Genomic DNA, 14,321 nt, shown 5'->3' with positions numbered 1-14,321 from the left:
GTCCGATTAATACAGGAAAGACGTTCGAAGCGTCCGCCACAAGCACGGGGATTTCAGATAGTGAGCGACAGGCTCCTGGTCACCCGGTTCGCGGTCGGAATCAACCGGGCCAGGACTTCCTCCAGCCGGGGCAGCCGTTCGGCGGGGAGCGAGACACCGAGCGAGCCGAGCGTGTCACCGCTGTAGACGGGTACGGCGACGCAGACCGTGCCGAGGGCGTACTCCTCCAGGTCCGTGACGGCCGGGGCCACGGGCGACGAGGCCAGGCGCCGCAGCAGTTCCGGGCGGCTGGTGATGGTCCTCGGCGTGAGGTCGGCGAGGGCGTGCCGGGCGAGGTAGTCGTTGCGGGACTCCTCGTCGAGTGCCCGCAGGACGGACTTCCCCAGCGCGGTGGCGTGCCCCGCGTCCTCGAATCCGACCCAGAGGTCGACCCGCGGCGCCCGGGGACCGTCGACGATCTCGGCGACCCGGATCTCTCCCTCCTCGTAGAAGGTGAGGTACGCGGCGCTCGCGAGTTCGTCACGCAGGGCGGCGAGCGTGGGACGGACCCGGCTGAGGAGCGTCTGTCCGCGGCCCTGGGTCCGCAGCGTCTGCATCTTGTCGCCCAGGATGAACCCGCCGTCGTCAAGTTTGCGTATGTATCCGTCGTGGACGAGGGTCCGCAGGAGGTGGTACGCGGTGGCCAGCGGCAGCTCCGTCTCGCGTGCCAGTTGTTTGGCGGGCGCGCCGTTCTCGTGCGCGCTCACCGCCTCCAGCAGGCGGAAGGCCCGCTGAACGGAGGTGATGAGCGTCGGCCCGTCGCGAGCTCCCATGCCACCAGCGTGCGCCGAGGTCAGGAGACAGGCAAGGCGTCACGGGAGGCGGCGCCCCGGAGGCCCCGTCATCTGGTGACGGATGCGGAGCGGCCGCTCACTCCCGGCCACCGGGGCTCTCACGACGGCACCGGTTCCGCGCTCGCGACGACACCGGTTCCGCTCGCGACGGCACCGATTCACGGGACGCCGGTTCCGGGCGACCGCCCCGCGGGACACCCCGCCTGAAACGGGCGGCACGCGCTGTCTCCACGGCTGCTGCTTCCACGGCGCCGAGGACGGCGTGACCGGCAGCCCGGCTTCGTCATGGACGGCGAGCAGGGCAGCTCGCGGCCGACAACCGGGCCACCCCGCCCACGCCTCGAAACCCGCGGGGCACCCCGCCCGGAACCGGCGGCGCCGAGGTTCGCAAAACCCCGAGCCCGCACCGGACGAACCCCGAACCCGGTTCCGCCGCGGTTCGGGAACCGCCCGGCCGTCACCGGGCGAACCCCGAACCCCGTGTTTTCGACGTTCAGGAACCGCCGGGCCCGCGCCCCGTGAACCCGGTGCCGCCGAGGCGACCCAGGAGGGCGGCGAGCCGAGCCGCCTCCTCCTTGCTCCACGCCGGCTCGGCGAAGATCTCCCCGGCGACCTGTTCGGCGGTGACGAGCATCTCCGCCAGCCGTTCCCGGCCGGTCTCCGTGAGCGCCGCATAGGCGACCCGCGCGTCACGGGCCTCCGCGTCCCGCCTGACCAGTCCGATCCGCTCCAGGGGTACGAGACCCCTGGTGACGCCGGATGCGGTCAGCCCCAGCGACTCGGCCAGATCCACCCGGCGCATGCGGTCGCCGGGGGCCTGGGACAGTCGCAGCAGCAGCGTGAAGTCGGCCAGGCTCACCCCGTGCAGTCCGCCGAGGCTCGCGTCGAACCGCTTCACCAGGGTGGCCTGCGCCCTCACCAGGCGCAGTGTCGCGTCCAGCCCCATACTCATTGATACCTCCTTGACTACTCAAGCATATTCGGAGCATACGTGCCCCTCGGGGTACGAGGGTCAGGGGGTGTTCTGGACGATGGCCCGCCGCTGCCGTTTGCCGAGGGGGGCCTGGGAGAGGTCCTCACCCTGGGACTTGAGTCTCTTGAAGCCGTAGCCGCGCTCGGTCAGCCAGGCTGTCGCGGCGGTTTCGGCCCGTTCGAGGGCCTCCAGGATGTCCTCCTCCGCCTCTCCCGAGTCCAGGAAGCGGAAGGTGAAGGCGGGGCGGGCGGCCACGTCGTAGGTGAGGTGCCCCTCGGGGGTGAAGGCCGCCCGCAGGACATCGTGGTCCGGCGCGTGGGCCAGGAGGTCGGCGCGCTGCTCGGCGCTGAGTCCGTCGAAGACACCGCGAACGGTGATACGGAACGTGCGTGTGGTCATCGGGCGAGCCTAACCAACGAAATCGGTGAGGTTCCACCGCGTTGTCGGTGATCACCGCCCGCGCCCGACGACGGAACGGGCGAGGACGGACCGGGCGCGAGGTGACCGCGCCCGGTCCTCACTCCGCGTCCGGAGCGCTCAGTGATGGTGCGGCCGGCAGTCCCAGTGGCCCTTGACCCAGACATGGTCCCAGTGGCCGGGAACGTAGACCCACTTGTTCACCCAGCCGTGGTGGTGGTGACCGTGCTGCCAGTTGTCCTGGTGGACCCACTTCTTGACCCAGTGTCCGGGCACCCAGTTCTTCTCCCAGTGGCCCTTCTTCCACTCGCAGCGGTCGTGGTGACCGTGGTGGTCAGCGGTCGTCCCCGAAGGCGCGGGCGTCGGCGTCGTGGATGCGGCTGCGACACCGGACGTGCCGAGCGCGGCCCCACCGGCCAGCAGGCCCGTCGCGGCCGCGCCGGCCAGCAGGCGCCGGACGCTGATGCGTGTGGTCATCGGACTCACCTCCCTCGAATTGTGATCGACGTGCACAACGGGAGCCGGTGTCACGGGAGTTCGCGCCGAAGCTGTCGGTACGTTCCAAGGCCCGCGCCGTGCTGGACATAAGGTATTCGGAGTGATGAAAGGTATGTATGAGGATAGACCTCCTTAAGTTTTCTTTACGAGTTTTCGGGAGAACTCGGACATGGCCGCTACCGCGGACGCCGGGCCCCGCGCCCGGGCGCGGGGACATGGGCGCGGGGACATGACCGCGCCCCTCGGGGAGATCACCTGGCCCTCCGCTCATCCGCGGGGCCGGACGGCTCCGAATACACGGTGCCGGTCTCCCGTACGGCGTCGGGGCCCGATCCCCGCGCGTTCCAGGACGTCGACGGGGCCGGCCCGCACGGCCCGGCAGACGCGGTGGGCCACGCCATGGTCCACGTGCGCCCTGTCGGCGAACGGGCCCGTCGCGCTGCGGAGGAGGCCGCCGGGGCGGAGAGTCGAGCGGACGGGCCAGGTGAGAAGGAAGCGACGGACGGATTCTGTGAGCGATGTCCAAGACCGGTCAGGGCGGACACGGTTCGCGAGGGCGCCCCGCGGCGGAGGTGTGGCTGGACGCCCGGCTCAAGCGCGCGGCGGAAGGCGACCATGACGCGTTCGCCGACGTCTACGACACCCTCGCGCGACCGGTCAAGGGCCTGATCTGCCGCGTACTGCGGGACGAGGCGCAGGCGGAGGAGGTGACGCAGGACGTGATGGTGGAGATCTGGCGGACCGCCGACCGCTATCGCCCCGAGCTCGGCACCGCCCGGGGCTGGGTCCTCACGCTCGCGCACCGGCGGGCCGTCGACCGGGTCCGGTACGTCCAGGCCGGCACGGCGCGTGAACGGCGCAGCGCGCTGCTCGCGGAGGACCGGCCCTTCGACGAGGTGGCCGAGACCGTGGAGCGGCACGAGGACCACCGTCGCGTGCGGCACTGCCTCGCCGCCCTTGAGCGCCGTCAGCGTGTACCGCTGACGCTCGCCTACTACCAGGGCATGACCTATCTGGAAGTGGCCGCCTGCCTGGCCACTCCGGCGGGCACCGTGAAGTCCAGGATGCGCTCCGGGCTGCGCCTGCTCCGCAGATGTCTGGAGGCGAGGTGATGACGGCCGCCGAGGACCCGCACGAGCCGGTCGGAGCGTATGTACTGCACGCCCTGCCTGCGGCCGAGGAAGCCTCCTTCGAGAACCATCTGGCCGGCTGCGCCGCGTGCCGGGACGAAGTGGCGGAGCTGTCCGAGGTCACGCTGCGGCTCGCCTCGGCCGAGGACGCGGCCCCCTCGCCCGAGCTCCGGCGGCAGGTCCTCGACCGGATCGCCCACACGCGCCAGGAGCGCCTGCCGCGCGGACTTCCGGTCCGTCAGCGGGCGCTGCGTCTGGCCCTGGCTGCGTGTCTGGCCCTCGCGGCGGCGCTCGGCGGCCTCGCCACCTGGCAGCACACCCAGGCCGACCAGGCACGTGCCGAGGCCGCCGCCAGGAAGGCGCAGTCCGACACCCTCACCGCTGTCCTCACCGCCCGGGACGCCACGATCAGCACGCGGAAGCTGGGCAACGGGGCCGCCATCAGCGTGGTCGCCTCCCGCACGCAGGGCCGGGCGGCCTTCATCGCCTCGGACCTGCCGCACCTCGGCCATGACCAGGTGTACGAACTCTGGTACGCCGCGAAGACCGGCGACCTGCGCCCGGCGGGCCTGCTCCCCGGCTCCGGCGGCGGACACGCGCAACTGCTCCACGGATCCCTGGACGACGTCAGCGCCGTAGGAATCACGGCCGAACCGGCCGGCGGATCGCGGCAGCCGACGAGCGAGCCGCTCGGCATCGTCGCGGTGCCGGCCTGACGCGCTCCGCGTCCGCACCCCCACACCGGAGGGAACCGCCCACCCTCCGCCCCGGCTCCCCGCTCGTACCGAGTCCATCGACTCCATCCACTGCATGAAGTATCAAAACAGGATATTTATGCTTTTGATGCGCTTCCCCCTTGATCATCCTATGCTGATGTGAGGGAGGGCTCGGGCGGCGGTCAACGGCCGGTCCTGGACCGGCGGGAAGCGGGCTTCCATGACTGAGCGGTTCAAGAAGTCGGGGCTGATCGGCGAGATGTCCGCCGAATTCCTCGGCACGATGATTCTCATCCTCTTCGGGTGCGGCGTGGTGGCCCAGGTGGTCGCCGGCGGCGCCCTCACGACACCACCGGGCGGCCTGGGAAACCACGACAGCATCGCGTGGGCCTGGGGCATCGGCGTCACCATGGGCGTCTATGTCGCGGCACGGCTGAGCGGTGGTCACCTCAACCCCGCGGTGACGCTCGCCCTGGCCACGTTCAGGGGATTCCCCTGGCGCAAGGTCGCGCCCTATGTGGTGGCGCAGACGCTCGGCGCCTTCGTGGCGGCGCTGATCGTTCGCTGGAACTACACGGACGCGCTGGCGAAGGCCGACCCCGGTCACACCATCAAGACCCAGGGCGTGTTCTCCACCCTGCCGGCCAACGGCAACCCGAACCTGCCGGTCCACGAGTGGGGCGCGTTCCGTGACCAGATCATCGGCACCGCGATCCTGCTGCTGGTGATCATGGCCGTCACGGACCTGCTCAACACGCCTCCCGGGGCGAACCTCGGCCCGTTCATCGTCGGCCTGCTCGTCGTGGGCATCGGAATGGCCTGGGGCACCCTCGCGGGATACGCGATCAACCCGGCCCGTGACTTCGGTCCCCGGCTGGCCAGCTTCCTCACGGGATACGGAGGAGCATGGAGAGATCAGTACGGGAACTTCTACTTCTGGGTGCCGATCCTCGGTCCGTTCATCGGTGGCGTGCTCGGCGCGGGCGTGTACAAGCTCTTCGTCGGCCGCTTCCTGCCGACGGCCGAGGCCGAACCGGCGGGTCGCGTCCCGCCGTCCCAGTCCTGACTCCCGCAACACCCACAGCAGAGGCGGCAACCCATGGCTGACTTCGTGGGCGCGGTGGACCAAGGGACCACCAGCACCCGGTTCATGATCTTCGACCACGCCGGCAACGAAGTGGCGAAGCACCAGATGGAACACGCCCAGATCCTTCCGCGCTCCGGATGGGTCGAACACGACCCGGTGGAGATCTGGGAACGCACCAACTCGGTGATCCAGAACGCCCTGCGGCACGGAAACCTGACCGCTGAGGACCTCGCGGCGATCGGCATCACCAACCAGCGGGAGACCACCGTCGTATGGGACCCCCGCAACGGCCGTCCCTACTACAACGCCATCGTCTGGCAGGACACCCGGACCGACTCCATCGCGGCGGCCCTGGAACGCTCCGGCCAGGGCGACGTCATCCGCCGCAAGGCGGGGCTGCCGCCGGCGACCTACTTCTCCGGCGGCAAGATCCAGTGGATCCTGGAGAACGTCGACGGCGTCCGCACGGCGGCGGAACAGGGCCACGCCCTGTTCGGCAACACGGACGCCTGGGTCCTGTGGAACCTGACCGGGGGCCCCGACGGCGGTATCCACGCCACCGACGTGACCAACGCCAGCCGCACCATGCTGATGAACCTCGAAACCCTCGATTGGGACGACGAGCTGCTGGGCTTCTTCGGTGTGCCGCGCGCCATGCTGCCCACCATCAACTCCTCGTCCGACCGCGAGGCCTTCGGTACGACGCGCACCTCCCGGCCGCTGCGCGCCCCCATCCCCATCACCGGGGTGCTCGGCGACCAGCAGGCGGCCACCGTCGGGCAGGTCTGCTACGCGCCCGGCGAGGCCAAGAACACCTACGGCACGGGCAACTTCCTGGTCCTCAACACCGGTACGGAACTGGTCCGTTCGGAGCACGGCCTGCTGACCACCATGGCGTACCGGTTCGGCGACAGTCCCGCCGTCTACGCGCTGGAAGGCTCCATCGCGGTCACCGGATCCGCCGTGCAGTGGCTCCGAGACCAGATGAAGATCATCACCAACGCGGCCGAGAGCGAGACGCTGGCCCGCAGCGTGGAGGACAACGGCGGGATGTACTTCGTCCCGGCGTTCTCGGGCCTGTTCGCCCCGTACTGGCGCTCCGACGCCCGCGGCGCGATCGTCGGACTCGCCCGGTACAACAGCAACGCCCACCTGGCCAGAGCGACCCTGGAGGCCATCTGCTACCAGAGCCGCGATGTCGTGGAGGCGATGGAACAGGACTCCGGAGTCCATCTCGACGTGCTCAAGGTCGACGGCGGTGTGACCGCCAACGACCTGTGCATGCAGATCCAGGCCGACGTCCTCGGCGTACCGGTCAGCCGTCCCGTCGTCGCCGAGACCACCGCTCTGGGCGCCTCGTACGCGGCGGGCCTGGCCACCGGCTTCTGGAAGGACACCGACGAACTGCGCACCCACTGGCAGGAGTCCAAGCGCTGGGAGCCCCAGTGGTCCGAGGACCGGCGCCAGCAGGGGTACGCGGACTGGAAGCGTGCGGTGGAGCGCACGCTCGACTGGGCGAAAGTGGAATAGCCCGACCCGTCGATCACGTGGGTGACCGAAGGACGATCCGTTCAGCTCCTGGCTCGTACCGCGTCAGGAGCTGAACGTACGTCCGGGCTCTCCCGACCGGTCGCGGACCGGTTCTGTCCCGCTTCGGACCCCGGTGCCCCGGGTGATTTCCCGGGCGCGCTCCACCCACGGCCCGTCACTGGCTGATCGCCGACCACACGCGAATGATCACCCCCGGTCACACGCCCACCGCCTCAGCTTCTCTATGCTCGGGGGCGAACATTCGCATCCATGAGGAGCAGAGCAATGAGCGACAACGTCTTCTTCGAGGTCACCGCCGACGGCAAGCCGCTGGGCCGCATCGAGTTCAAGCTCTACGACGACGTCGTCCCGAAGACCGCGCGGAACTTCCGTGAGCTCGCCACCGGCGAACACGGTTACGGTTACAAGGGCTCGCCGTTCCATCGGGTCATCCCGGACTTCATGCTCCAGGGCGGCGACTTCACGCGGCAGAACGGCACGGGCGGCAAGAGCATCTACGGCGAGAAGTTCGCCGACGAGAACTTCACGCTCAAGCACACCAAGCCGGGTCTGCTGTCCATGGCCAACGCGGGCCAGAACACCAACGGCTCGCAGTTCTTCATCACCACCATCGTCACCGACTGGCTGGACAACAAGCACGTCGTCTTCGGCGAGGTCGTCGAGGGCATGGACGTCGTAAAGGCGATCGAGGCGCTCGGCAGCCGCTCCGGCACCACCTCCAAGAAGATCGTCATCTCCGACAGCGGCACCGTCTGAGCGGTCCGGCAGCCTGGGGCCGCGCCCCACGCACACGTGCCGACGGGGGCGGCGGCGCACCACCCGCCGCCCCCGTCGGGCGATGCCCGGCCCCGGCCGGGCGACAGCCCTGACGCCTGTACGGCCCGCGAGGCCGAGAAGGCGGGGGACTTCTTCGTAGCCCGCACCATCGCCGCCAAGACCCCTGTACGCCGGGCGGGTACCCCCAACACATCGCCGTCGCCCGCGCGTTCCCCTGCTCCGACGGCACCGGATTCATCACCGGCCGGCACTGATGCCGCCGCCTCCCGCCCGTCACGCCGAAGCCGTTCCGGGCTCACCGCCGGTCCGCCGCGCGACTCCGCAGCCACCGAAACCGCTCGCGCCCCACGCGTCGCGGGCCCACGAAAGAGTTCAGCCGGATTCGTGGCCGGATCCCGTACACAGGGGACCGGCCGGTCCGCGAGGGGTAGCCCCTACCCGCACACGCCGAAGCGCGCGAGGGTTGGGGGGAGCTGGCCCGAGTGACTTGGAGGGGGCGGACACCGGGGAATCACCTGTCAGGGCGCGCGCAGCGGCAGCGGGCCGTCCGCCGACTGCGCGCGGAAGGTGCTTATGGACCCTTGCTGCGCGAGGTGCTGCCGGCTCTCGCCGCGGTCGTCGTCATGTTGTGCGCGGTCGTCGCCGGCCTGGCCGTCGGCTACCGGGTGGCCGGGATCGCCGCACCCCTCGGCGCGCTGGCCGTTCTCGCCGTCGCCGCGTCGGCCGCGGTCCGCCGGCACCGTCCGCTGGCCCGTCGGCGCCTCGGGTTCTACACCCCCGAGGAAATCGCGGAGCTGGACACCCAGGGGCTGGCCCTGGCCGTGTCCCGGATGCTGCGCCGGGACGGCTGGCGCGTGCTCCCTGCGCCGAAAGGAGCGGACCGTGTCCGCGTACGGGCACGGGACGGTCGCGGGCAGCGCCTGGAGGTGGCCTTCCGGCCGGTGGCCGAGCCGTTGCCCGACGAGGACGCGCCCTCGCGCGCGGGGCGTCGGGGCCGGTCCGCCCCCACGCTCCGTCTCGTGGTGCACCGCGGGGCGTTCAGCCGGCGTGACGTCCAGTGGGCGCGGCGGCAGGGCGGTGTCCGGCTGATCGACGGTTCGTGCCTCGGACGCTGGGCGCACGGGACACCTCTCGACGAACTGAGGGACTTCCCCTGACCCGGCACAGGCCTGACCGCGGATCTCCCCGGGCCGCTGCCGGCGCACGGTGCCGAACCCGCTCACCGACCACCCGCGCCGGCCCTCGTCCGAGGCCTCGGCGCCCCTGGAGACGCGGCGGGCGACATACGGCCGCGCGGCGAACGGCCCCGACGTCCGCACCCCACCGCTCACTCCGAGCGCGGGCGCAACAGCGGTTTCACCGACAACAGGCGAGGTCAGCGGCATGGACACAGTCCGACCAGGTACTTGAAGGAAAGCCCTTCGCATGGGCCGAAGGGCCGAATAGCGTGCGAGGACCCGAGCCGTCCCCACCGTCCCGCGGTCCATGCACGCCGGGCCCGCACCCCCACCAGGAGAACGGCATGTCGTACGACAGCTCCGTCCCTCGTCCCGCGCGACCGCCGCGGGGAGAGCAGGACTCCCCCGCCCACCACGTCCCGGCCCCGGCCGGGGAACCCTTAGGCGGCGGGGCATCACCCCGCACCTGGACCGGGCACCATCGAGATCTGCGCATCCTGCGCCGCGCCTATCGGCGGCAGCGGCGCGTGACCACGTTCGCGGTGCTCGGCTGCTTCACCCTCTTCCTCGGCCTCACCGCCGGCTGTCCCGGCCTCATGGACCGTCCCGTCGCCGGAGGCCTCTCGACCGGACTGGTGCTCGCCCTTTCCCAGATCCCCGCCACCTGGCTCGCCGTCCTCGTCTACGAGAGCACGGCCCGCCGCTACGTCGATCCCCTGGCACGCCGGGTGAACCGGAGCACTCCCTGGGCGAGCGCCGATCAGGAGCAGGAGCTGTGAGCGTCTTCGGCGGCTCCACCCAGTCCTGGTCCCTGGTCGCCTTCTCCGTCGCCGTCACGGTGACGCTGCTGCTGTGCGTGCTGACCGGCCCCGACAGTGACGACCTCGCCGAGTTCTACACCGGCTACCGATCGCTCTCCCCGCTGCGCAACGGACTCGCCGTCGCCGGCGACTACATCTCGGCCGCGACCGTGCTGACCATCGGCGGTGTGATCGCGCTGTGCGGTTTCGACGGTGTCGTGCTGGCCCTCAGCACGCTGCTCTCCCTGCTGGTGCTGATGTTCCTGCTGGCCGAACCCCTGCGCAACACGGGCAAGTTCACCATGGGCGACGTGCTGGCCCGCCGGATGCCCGGACGCGCCGTACGGATCACCGCGTGCGGCGTCACGATCACCGCGCTCGTACCGATGATGCTCGTCCAACTCGCCAGTACCGGGCAGCTGTTGGCCTTCATCCTCGGCTTCTCCGACAACTCCGTGAAGACCGGCTGCATCGTGGGCGTCGGCGCCCTGATGATCATCTACGCGGCCATCGGCGGTATGCGCGGCACCGCGTTGATCCAGATCCTCAAGATGGTGGTGCTCCTCGGCTCCGGCATCGTCGTCGCCCTGCTGATCCTGAGGCGGTTCGACTGGAACCCCGGAACGCTGTTCACCGCGGCGGCCGCGCGCAGCGGCTCACCGGCCGCGTACCTGCACGGCGGGCTCCAGTTCTCCGGTGGCAAGCATCCCCGGCTCGACATGATCAGTACGCAGTTCGCGATCGTGCTGGGGGGTGCCTGCCTGCCGCATGTGACCATGCGGATGGCCACCGCGAACAGCGCCCGCCAGGTACGGCGTTCGATGTCCTGGGCGGTGTCCTCGGTGGCGTTGTTCATGCTGGTGGCGGGAGTTGTCGCCATCGGCGCGACGGCGATGATCGGCCGGGCCGGCGTCGCCTCCGCCGACCCTCACGGGCACACGGCCTATCTGCTGGGCGCGCGTGCCGTGTTCGGCCCTGCGGTGTCCCGGACGGAGGCGCTCGTGCTCACCACGGTCACCACGGCGATCTTCCTCACCCTGCTCGCGTCGGTCGCCGGGATGACCCTCGCCTGCGCCAACTCGCTGGCCCACGACGTCTTCGCGGGCCGCAACCCCGACATGTCGCCGCAGCGCGAGACGGCCCTCGCCCGCGGCTCCGCCGTGTTCGTGGGCGCGCCCGTGATCGCCCTCGCGGTCGTCGTGCAGCACCACAGTCTGCAACCGCTGGCCACCCTGTCCTTCTGCCTGGGTGCCTCGGCGATCGCCCCCGCCCTGGTCTACAGCCTCTTCTGGCGCCGCTACACACGCGCCGGCCTGCTGAGCACGCTCATCGGCGGCACTCTCGCCGTCCTCGTCCTGATGCCGGGCACCAGACTGGTCTCCGGCTCCCCGACATCCGCGTTTCCCGGCGCCGACTTCAACTGGTTCCCGTTCACCACCACGGGGCTGGTGTCCATTCCGCTGGGTTTCGCCTTCGGCTGGCTCGGCAGCCTGCTCTCCGGACGCCGCGCGGCGGACCGGGAACGGGGACGGTACGAGGGTGTCGAGAGCCTGATCCTCGCGGGGCCGCGACCGAGGGAGCGGTGACGGTGGCAGGGTCTCTGCCACCGCCGGGAAACGGTCCGCCCTCACCGGATCACGGGCCGCTGACCACGATCTCGCGCTTGAGGATCTTGCCCGTGGGGCCCTTGGGCAGCTCGGCCGCGATCGTGACGATGCGCGGGTACTTGTAGGCCGCGACCCGGTCCTTGGCGTGGGCGCGGATCTCCTCGGCAGTGGCCTCGGCACCGGGCCGGAGCGTGACCACCGCCGCGACCTCCTCACCGTGCAGGGGGTGCGGCACACCGACGACGGCGGCCTCCGCGACGGCGGGGTGCTCGTACAGCACCTCCTCGATCTCCCGGGGATAGACGTTGTAGCCGCCGCGGATGATCAGGTCCTTCTTGCGGTCGACGATGAAGTAGAAGCCGTCCTCGTCGACCCGGGCCAGGTCACCGCTGTGGAACCATCCGTCGCGGATCGCGTCCGCGGTGGCCTCCGGACGGTTCCAGTAGCCGGTCATGATGTTCTCGCCGCGGATGGCGATCTCGCCGATCTCCCCCGGCGCGGCCACACCGCCGTCCTCCGCGACGAGCCGCATCTCCACTCCGCGGATGGGCACTCCGATCGACCCCGGCTTGCGCGGACGGTCCGGATGGTTGAAGGCGGCGACCGGAGAGGTCTCGGACAGCCCGTACCCCTCCAGGACACCGGCGCCGAAGCGCCGCTCGAAGCCGTGCAGCACCTCGACCGGGAGCGCCGATCCGCCCGAGACGGCCAGCCGCAGCCCGCCGGTGTCGAAGCCCTCGGGGAGTTCGGCGTGGAGCAGCGCCGCGTACATCGTCGGCACGCCCAGGAACACGGTGACCTTGTCCCGGGCGATGATCTCCAGGGCGCGCTGCGGGTCGAACCTGGGCAGCAGGGTGAGCGTGGCACCCGCCGCGACGGCCGTGTTGAGCGCGCAGGTCTGGCCGAAGGCGTGGAAGAGCGGCAGGCCGCCGAAGAGCACGTCGTCCGGACCGACCTGAAGGAGCGTCTCGGACGTGGTGAGGGTGTTGGTGGCGAGATTCCGGTGGGAGAGCTCGGCTCCCTTCGGTGTTCCGGTGGTGCCCGAGGTGTAGAGGATCAGGGCGGGATCGTCCTCGGTCCGGTCGAGGGGGTCGCGGAGCGGCTCGTGGCCGCGGAGCAGGGCGTCGAAGGTCTCGGGTTCGGTCACCAGGCACGCCGTCGCGGTCTCGGCGGCGGCCTTCGTGACCTCGTCGGCGAACAGCGGGAAGACCACCGCGATCCGGGCGCCGCAGTCGCGCAGGGCGAAAGCGACCTCGCGGGCCTTGAGCAGCGGATTCATCGGGACGACGACACCGCCGGCCCGCAGGATGCCGTAGTAGAGGACCGGGAACAGCGGGACGTTGGGCATGGTCAGCGCGACTCGGTCGCCCGGCAGGAGACCGCGGTCCCGCAGCAGCGCCGCCACCCGGGCGCTGGCGTCGTCCAGTTCGGCGTAGGTGAGCGTGCTGTCGTCATGGCGGACGGCGACGCGGTCGCCGTGGGCCGCGACGGAGGCGGCCAGGAGGGTGACGAGGTTGGTCATGCCGGAGATCTCCTTGAATTCGTCCCGCCGGGCGCGGCGGTGCTGCGCGGTCGGATCACATCGCGAAGAGTGACCCAGGGCCGGGTGTCCTGGCTACCGGCTCCCTGCGGGAAGGCCAGCCACAGGCGCAGCGAGTGGCGTTTGTGTTCCGGCGCTTCATGGTCCTCGAACGCCGAGCGGGCGTGCATCACCTTGTGCGTGTTGACCAGGAGCAGGTCACCGACCCGGAGGTCGAGGTCGAGCCGGTACTCCGGGGAGCCTGCCACGGAGTCGATGAGATCGAAGAGTTCCCGGTCCGCCGGCTCCAGGCGGGGCACCTCGGGAAAACGCTGGGCGGATTCGAGGCAGCACCGGTCGTACCGCATGCTCGGCGCGCCGCGGGGGCCGCCGTCGCGGGAGACCAGCGGAGCGGTCGTGCAGGACGGCTCGCCGGGACCGTGCTCGCCATGGCGGTCGAAGTGGTACGGGCGGTACAGGCGCCCGGCGAGATCGGGGCGCAGTTCCAGCACCGCGTCGCGCACCGCGGCCGAGCTGACCAGCGAGAGGCGTCCGCCGGTACGCGCCGCGCGCAGCGGCAGCAGGGCGAGGAGATCGCCACCGCCGGTGTGGAACGGCAGTGCCTCCCGGGTCTGGTGGCCGCGCACCGCCGGGTCGCTCGGGCTGTGGCCGGTGTCCCGGACGTGGCCGAGGACGAGTCCGTCGGCGTTCTGCGGGACGGGGTGCCCCAGATGTCTGCCGAGGCCCCAGAAGACGGTGCTCGCGGCGCTCTCACCGAGCCGCTCGACGGGGATGCCCCGGACGACCGCGAACCCCCGTCCGTGTTCGAGGTCCCCGGCGAGGCGCGCCAGGTCCGCGGCGAGGGCCGGGAGAGGGAAGTCGGCGGCCGTGAGCTTCAGCAGGGTGAGATCGCGTCTGCGTGCCGCGTGCAGGGCGGAGTCGATCTCTGCGAGCCGGGGCCCGGACAGGTCCAGCCGCCACTCCTCGGGGTGTGTCAGGTCCCGGCCCTTCCATACGGCGGGGCCCGAGCGGGGCGTGGGCGTGGGCGTGGGCGGTGCCTGGTCCGCGTCCGTCGTACCTGTCATGTTCGCCTCCGATCCGTCGCGTGTTCACCTGCCCGCGAGCGGTCCCCCTGAGCGGGCCCGGCCGGTGAACGGCGTCATGCTAGGTTCCTCGACCACCGCCATGCTTGTCATGACGGGACAGGAGACTTGGCTTTTCGGGACATTCCTGGA

At 70.8% G+C, this 14,321-nt stretch carries 14 protein-coding genes; 8 read left to right on the top strand and 6 right to left on the bottom strand.

The genetic code is table 11. The features are described 5' to 3' along the window. Positions 1-53: 53 nt before the first annotated feature. From OHT01_RS37515 to OHT01_RS37500, 4 genes are all read right to left on the bottom strand, one after another. Positions 54-812, bottom strand: coding sequence for an IclR family transcriptional regulator (locus tag OHT01_RS37515; protein WP_328557571.1), 759 nt, complete (start codon positions 810-812; stop codon positions 54-56). A gap of 514 nt (positions 813-1,326) precedes the next feature. After that, the gene (locus OHT01_RS37510; RefSeq protein WP_328557570.1) at positions 1,327-1,785 is read right to left on the bottom strand and encodes a MarR family winged helix-turn-helix transcriptional regulator; all 459 of its coding nucleotides are present in this window, start codon (positions 1,783-1,785) and stop codon (positions 1,327-1,329) included. Between the two features lie 60 nt (positions 1,786-1,845). Beyond that, a complete protein-coding gene (locus tag OHT01_RS37505; protein ID WP_328557569.1) occupies positions 1,846-2,205 on the bottom strand; it encodes a DUF6204 family protein in 360 nt (119 codons plus the stop codon). Between the two features lie 138 nt (positions 2,206-2,343). After that, positions 2,344-2,700 carry a hypothetical protein gene (locus tag OHT01_RS37500; RefSeq protein ID WP_328557568.1) on the bottom strand — a complete coding sequence of 119 codons (357 nt, stop codon included), beginning with the start codon at positions 2,698-2,700 and terminating at the stop codon, positions 2,344-2,346. 539 nt (positions 2,701-3,239) lie between these two features. Between OHT01_RS37500 and sigK the strand changes: the two genes are divergently transcribed. From sigK to OHT01_RS37460, 8 genes are all read left to right on the top strand, one after another. After that, entirely contained in the window at positions 3,240-3,833 is a 594-nt protein-coding gene (gene sigK / locus OHT01_RS37495) for an ECF RNA polymerase sigma factor SigK (protein WP_328557567.1), read from the top strand. Continuing rightward, positions 3,815-4,567: an anti-sigma factor gene (locus OHT01_RS37490; RefSeq protein WP_328557566.1), complete on the top strand. Its 753-nt coding sequence runs from the start codon at positions 3,815-3,817 to the stop codon at positions 4,565-4,567. The genes sigK and OHT01_RS37490 overlap by 19 nt, the downstream gene beginning before the upstream one ends. 220 nt (positions 4,568-4,787) lie before the next feature. Beyond that, positions 4,788-5,633 carry an MIP/aquaporin family protein gene (locus OHT01_RS37485; protein WP_328557565.1) on the top strand — a complete coding sequence of 282 codons (846 nt, stop codon included), beginning with the start codon at positions 4,788-4,790 and terminating at the stop codon, positions 5,631-5,633. A gap of 33 nt (positions 5,634-5,666) precedes the next feature. Beyond that, positions 5,667-7,184 (top strand): glycerol kinase GlpK, encoded by a 1,518-nt coding sequence (gene glpK, locus OHT01_RS37480; protein ID WP_328557564.1) that lies wholly within the window; start codon positions 5,667-5,669, stop codon positions 7,182-7,184. Positions 7,185-7,469: 285 nt separating this feature from the next. Then, a complete protein-coding gene (locus tag OHT01_RS37475) occupies positions 7,470-7,961 on the top strand; it encodes a peptidylprolyl isomerase (protein WP_328557563.1) in 492 nt (163 codons plus the stop codon). Positions 7,962-8,563: 602 nt separating this feature from the next. Beyond that, positions 8,564-9,139 (top strand): hypothetical protein, encoded by a 576-nt coding sequence (locus OHT01_RS37470; protein WP_328557562.1) that lies wholly within the window; start codon positions 8,564-8,566, stop codon positions 9,137-9,139. Positions 9,140-9,504: 365 nt separating this feature from the next. Continuing rightward, positions 9,505-9,939: a DUF485 domain-containing protein gene (locus tag OHT01_RS37465; RefSeq protein ID WP_328557561.1), complete on the top strand. Its 435-nt coding sequence runs from the start codon at positions 9,505-9,507 to the stop codon at positions 9,937-9,939. Continuing rightward, entirely contained in the window at positions 9,936-11,546 is a 1,611-nt protein-coding gene (locus OHT01_RS37460) for a sodium/solute symporter (protein ID WP_328557560.1), read from the top strand. Before OHT01_RS37465 ends, OHT01_RS37460 begins: the two co-directional genes overlap by 4 nt. Before the next feature lie 49 nt (positions 11,547-11,595). On the opposite strand, the gene OHT01_RS37455 is transcribed toward OHT01_RS37460, so the two are convergent. Both OHT01_RS37455 and OHT01_RS37450 read right to left on the bottom strand, forming a co-directional pair. Then, on the bottom strand, positions 11,596-13,089 hold the full coding sequence (locus OHT01_RS37455; RefSeq protein WP_328557559.1) for a long-chain-fatty-acid--CoA ligase: 1,494 nt from the start codon (positions 13,087-13,089) through the stop codon (positions 11,596-11,598). Beyond that, positions 13,086-14,171 carry a TauD/TfdA family dioxygenase gene (locus OHT01_RS37450; RefSeq protein ID WP_328557558.1) on the bottom strand — a complete coding sequence of 362 codons (1,086 nt, stop codon included), beginning with the start codon at positions 14,169-14,171 and terminating at the stop codon, positions 13,086-13,088. The genes OHT01_RS37455 and OHT01_RS37450 overlap by 4 nt, the downstream gene beginning before the upstream one ends. Between the last annotated feature and the right edge of the window lie 150 nt (positions 14,172-14,321).

Source organism: Streptomyces sp. NBC_00358, from assembly GCF_036099295.1.
In the GTDB taxonomy this organism is placed as follows: Bacteria; Actinomycetota; Actinomycetes; order Streptomycetales; family Streptomycetaceae; genus Streptomyces.
Note: the sequence above shows the minus strand (reverse complement) of the source record. Positions and strands in the feature narration are given on the sequence as shown.

Coding starts and splice junctions, on each gene's coding strand:
- OHT01_RS37515 (WP_328557571.1), bottom strand. CDS start 812: ATGGGAGCTCGCGACGGGCCGACGCTCATCACCTCCGTTCAGCGGGCC.
- OHT01_RS37510 (WP_328557570.1), bottom strand. CDS start 1,785: ATGAGTATGGGGCTGGACGCGACACTGCGCCTGGTGAGGGCGCAGGCC.
- OHT01_RS37505 (WP_328557569.1), bottom strand. CDS start 2,205: ATGACCACACGCACGTTCCGTATCACCGTTCGCGGTGTCTTCGACGGA.
- OHT01_RS37500 (WP_328557568.1), bottom strand. CDS start 2,700: ATGACCACACGCATCAGCGTCCGGCGCCTGCTGGCCGGCGCGGCCGCG.
- sigK (WP_328557567.1), top strand. CDS start 3,240: ATGTCCAAGACCGGTCAGGGCGGACACGGTTCGCGAGGGCGCCCCGCG.
- OHT01_RS37490 (WP_328557566.1), top strand. CDS start 3,815: ATGTCTGGAGGCGAGGTGATGACGGCCGCCGAGGACCCGCACGAGCCG.
- OHT01_RS37485 (WP_328557565.1), top strand. CDS start 4,788: ATGACTGAGCGGTTCAAGAAGTCGGGGCTGATCGGCGAGATGTCCGCC.
- glpK (WP_328557564.1), top strand. CDS start 5,667: ATGGCTGACTTCGTGGGCGCGGTGGACCAAGGGACCACCAGCACCCGG.
- OHT01_RS37475 (WP_328557563.1), top strand. CDS start 7,470: ATGAGCGACAACGTCTTCTTCGAGGTCACCGCCGACGGCAAGCCGCTG.
- OHT01_RS37465 (WP_328557561.1), top strand. CDS start 9,505: ATGTCGTACGACAGCTCCGTCCCTCGTCCCGCGCGACCGCCGCGGGGA.
- OHT01_RS37455 (WP_328557559.1), bottom strand. CDS start 13,089: ATGACCAACCTCGTCACCCTCCTGGCCGCCTCCGTCGCGGCCCACGGC.
- OHT01_RS37450 (WP_328557558.1), bottom strand. CDS start 14,171: ATGACAGGTACGACGGACGCGGACCAGGCACCGCCCACGCCCACGCCC.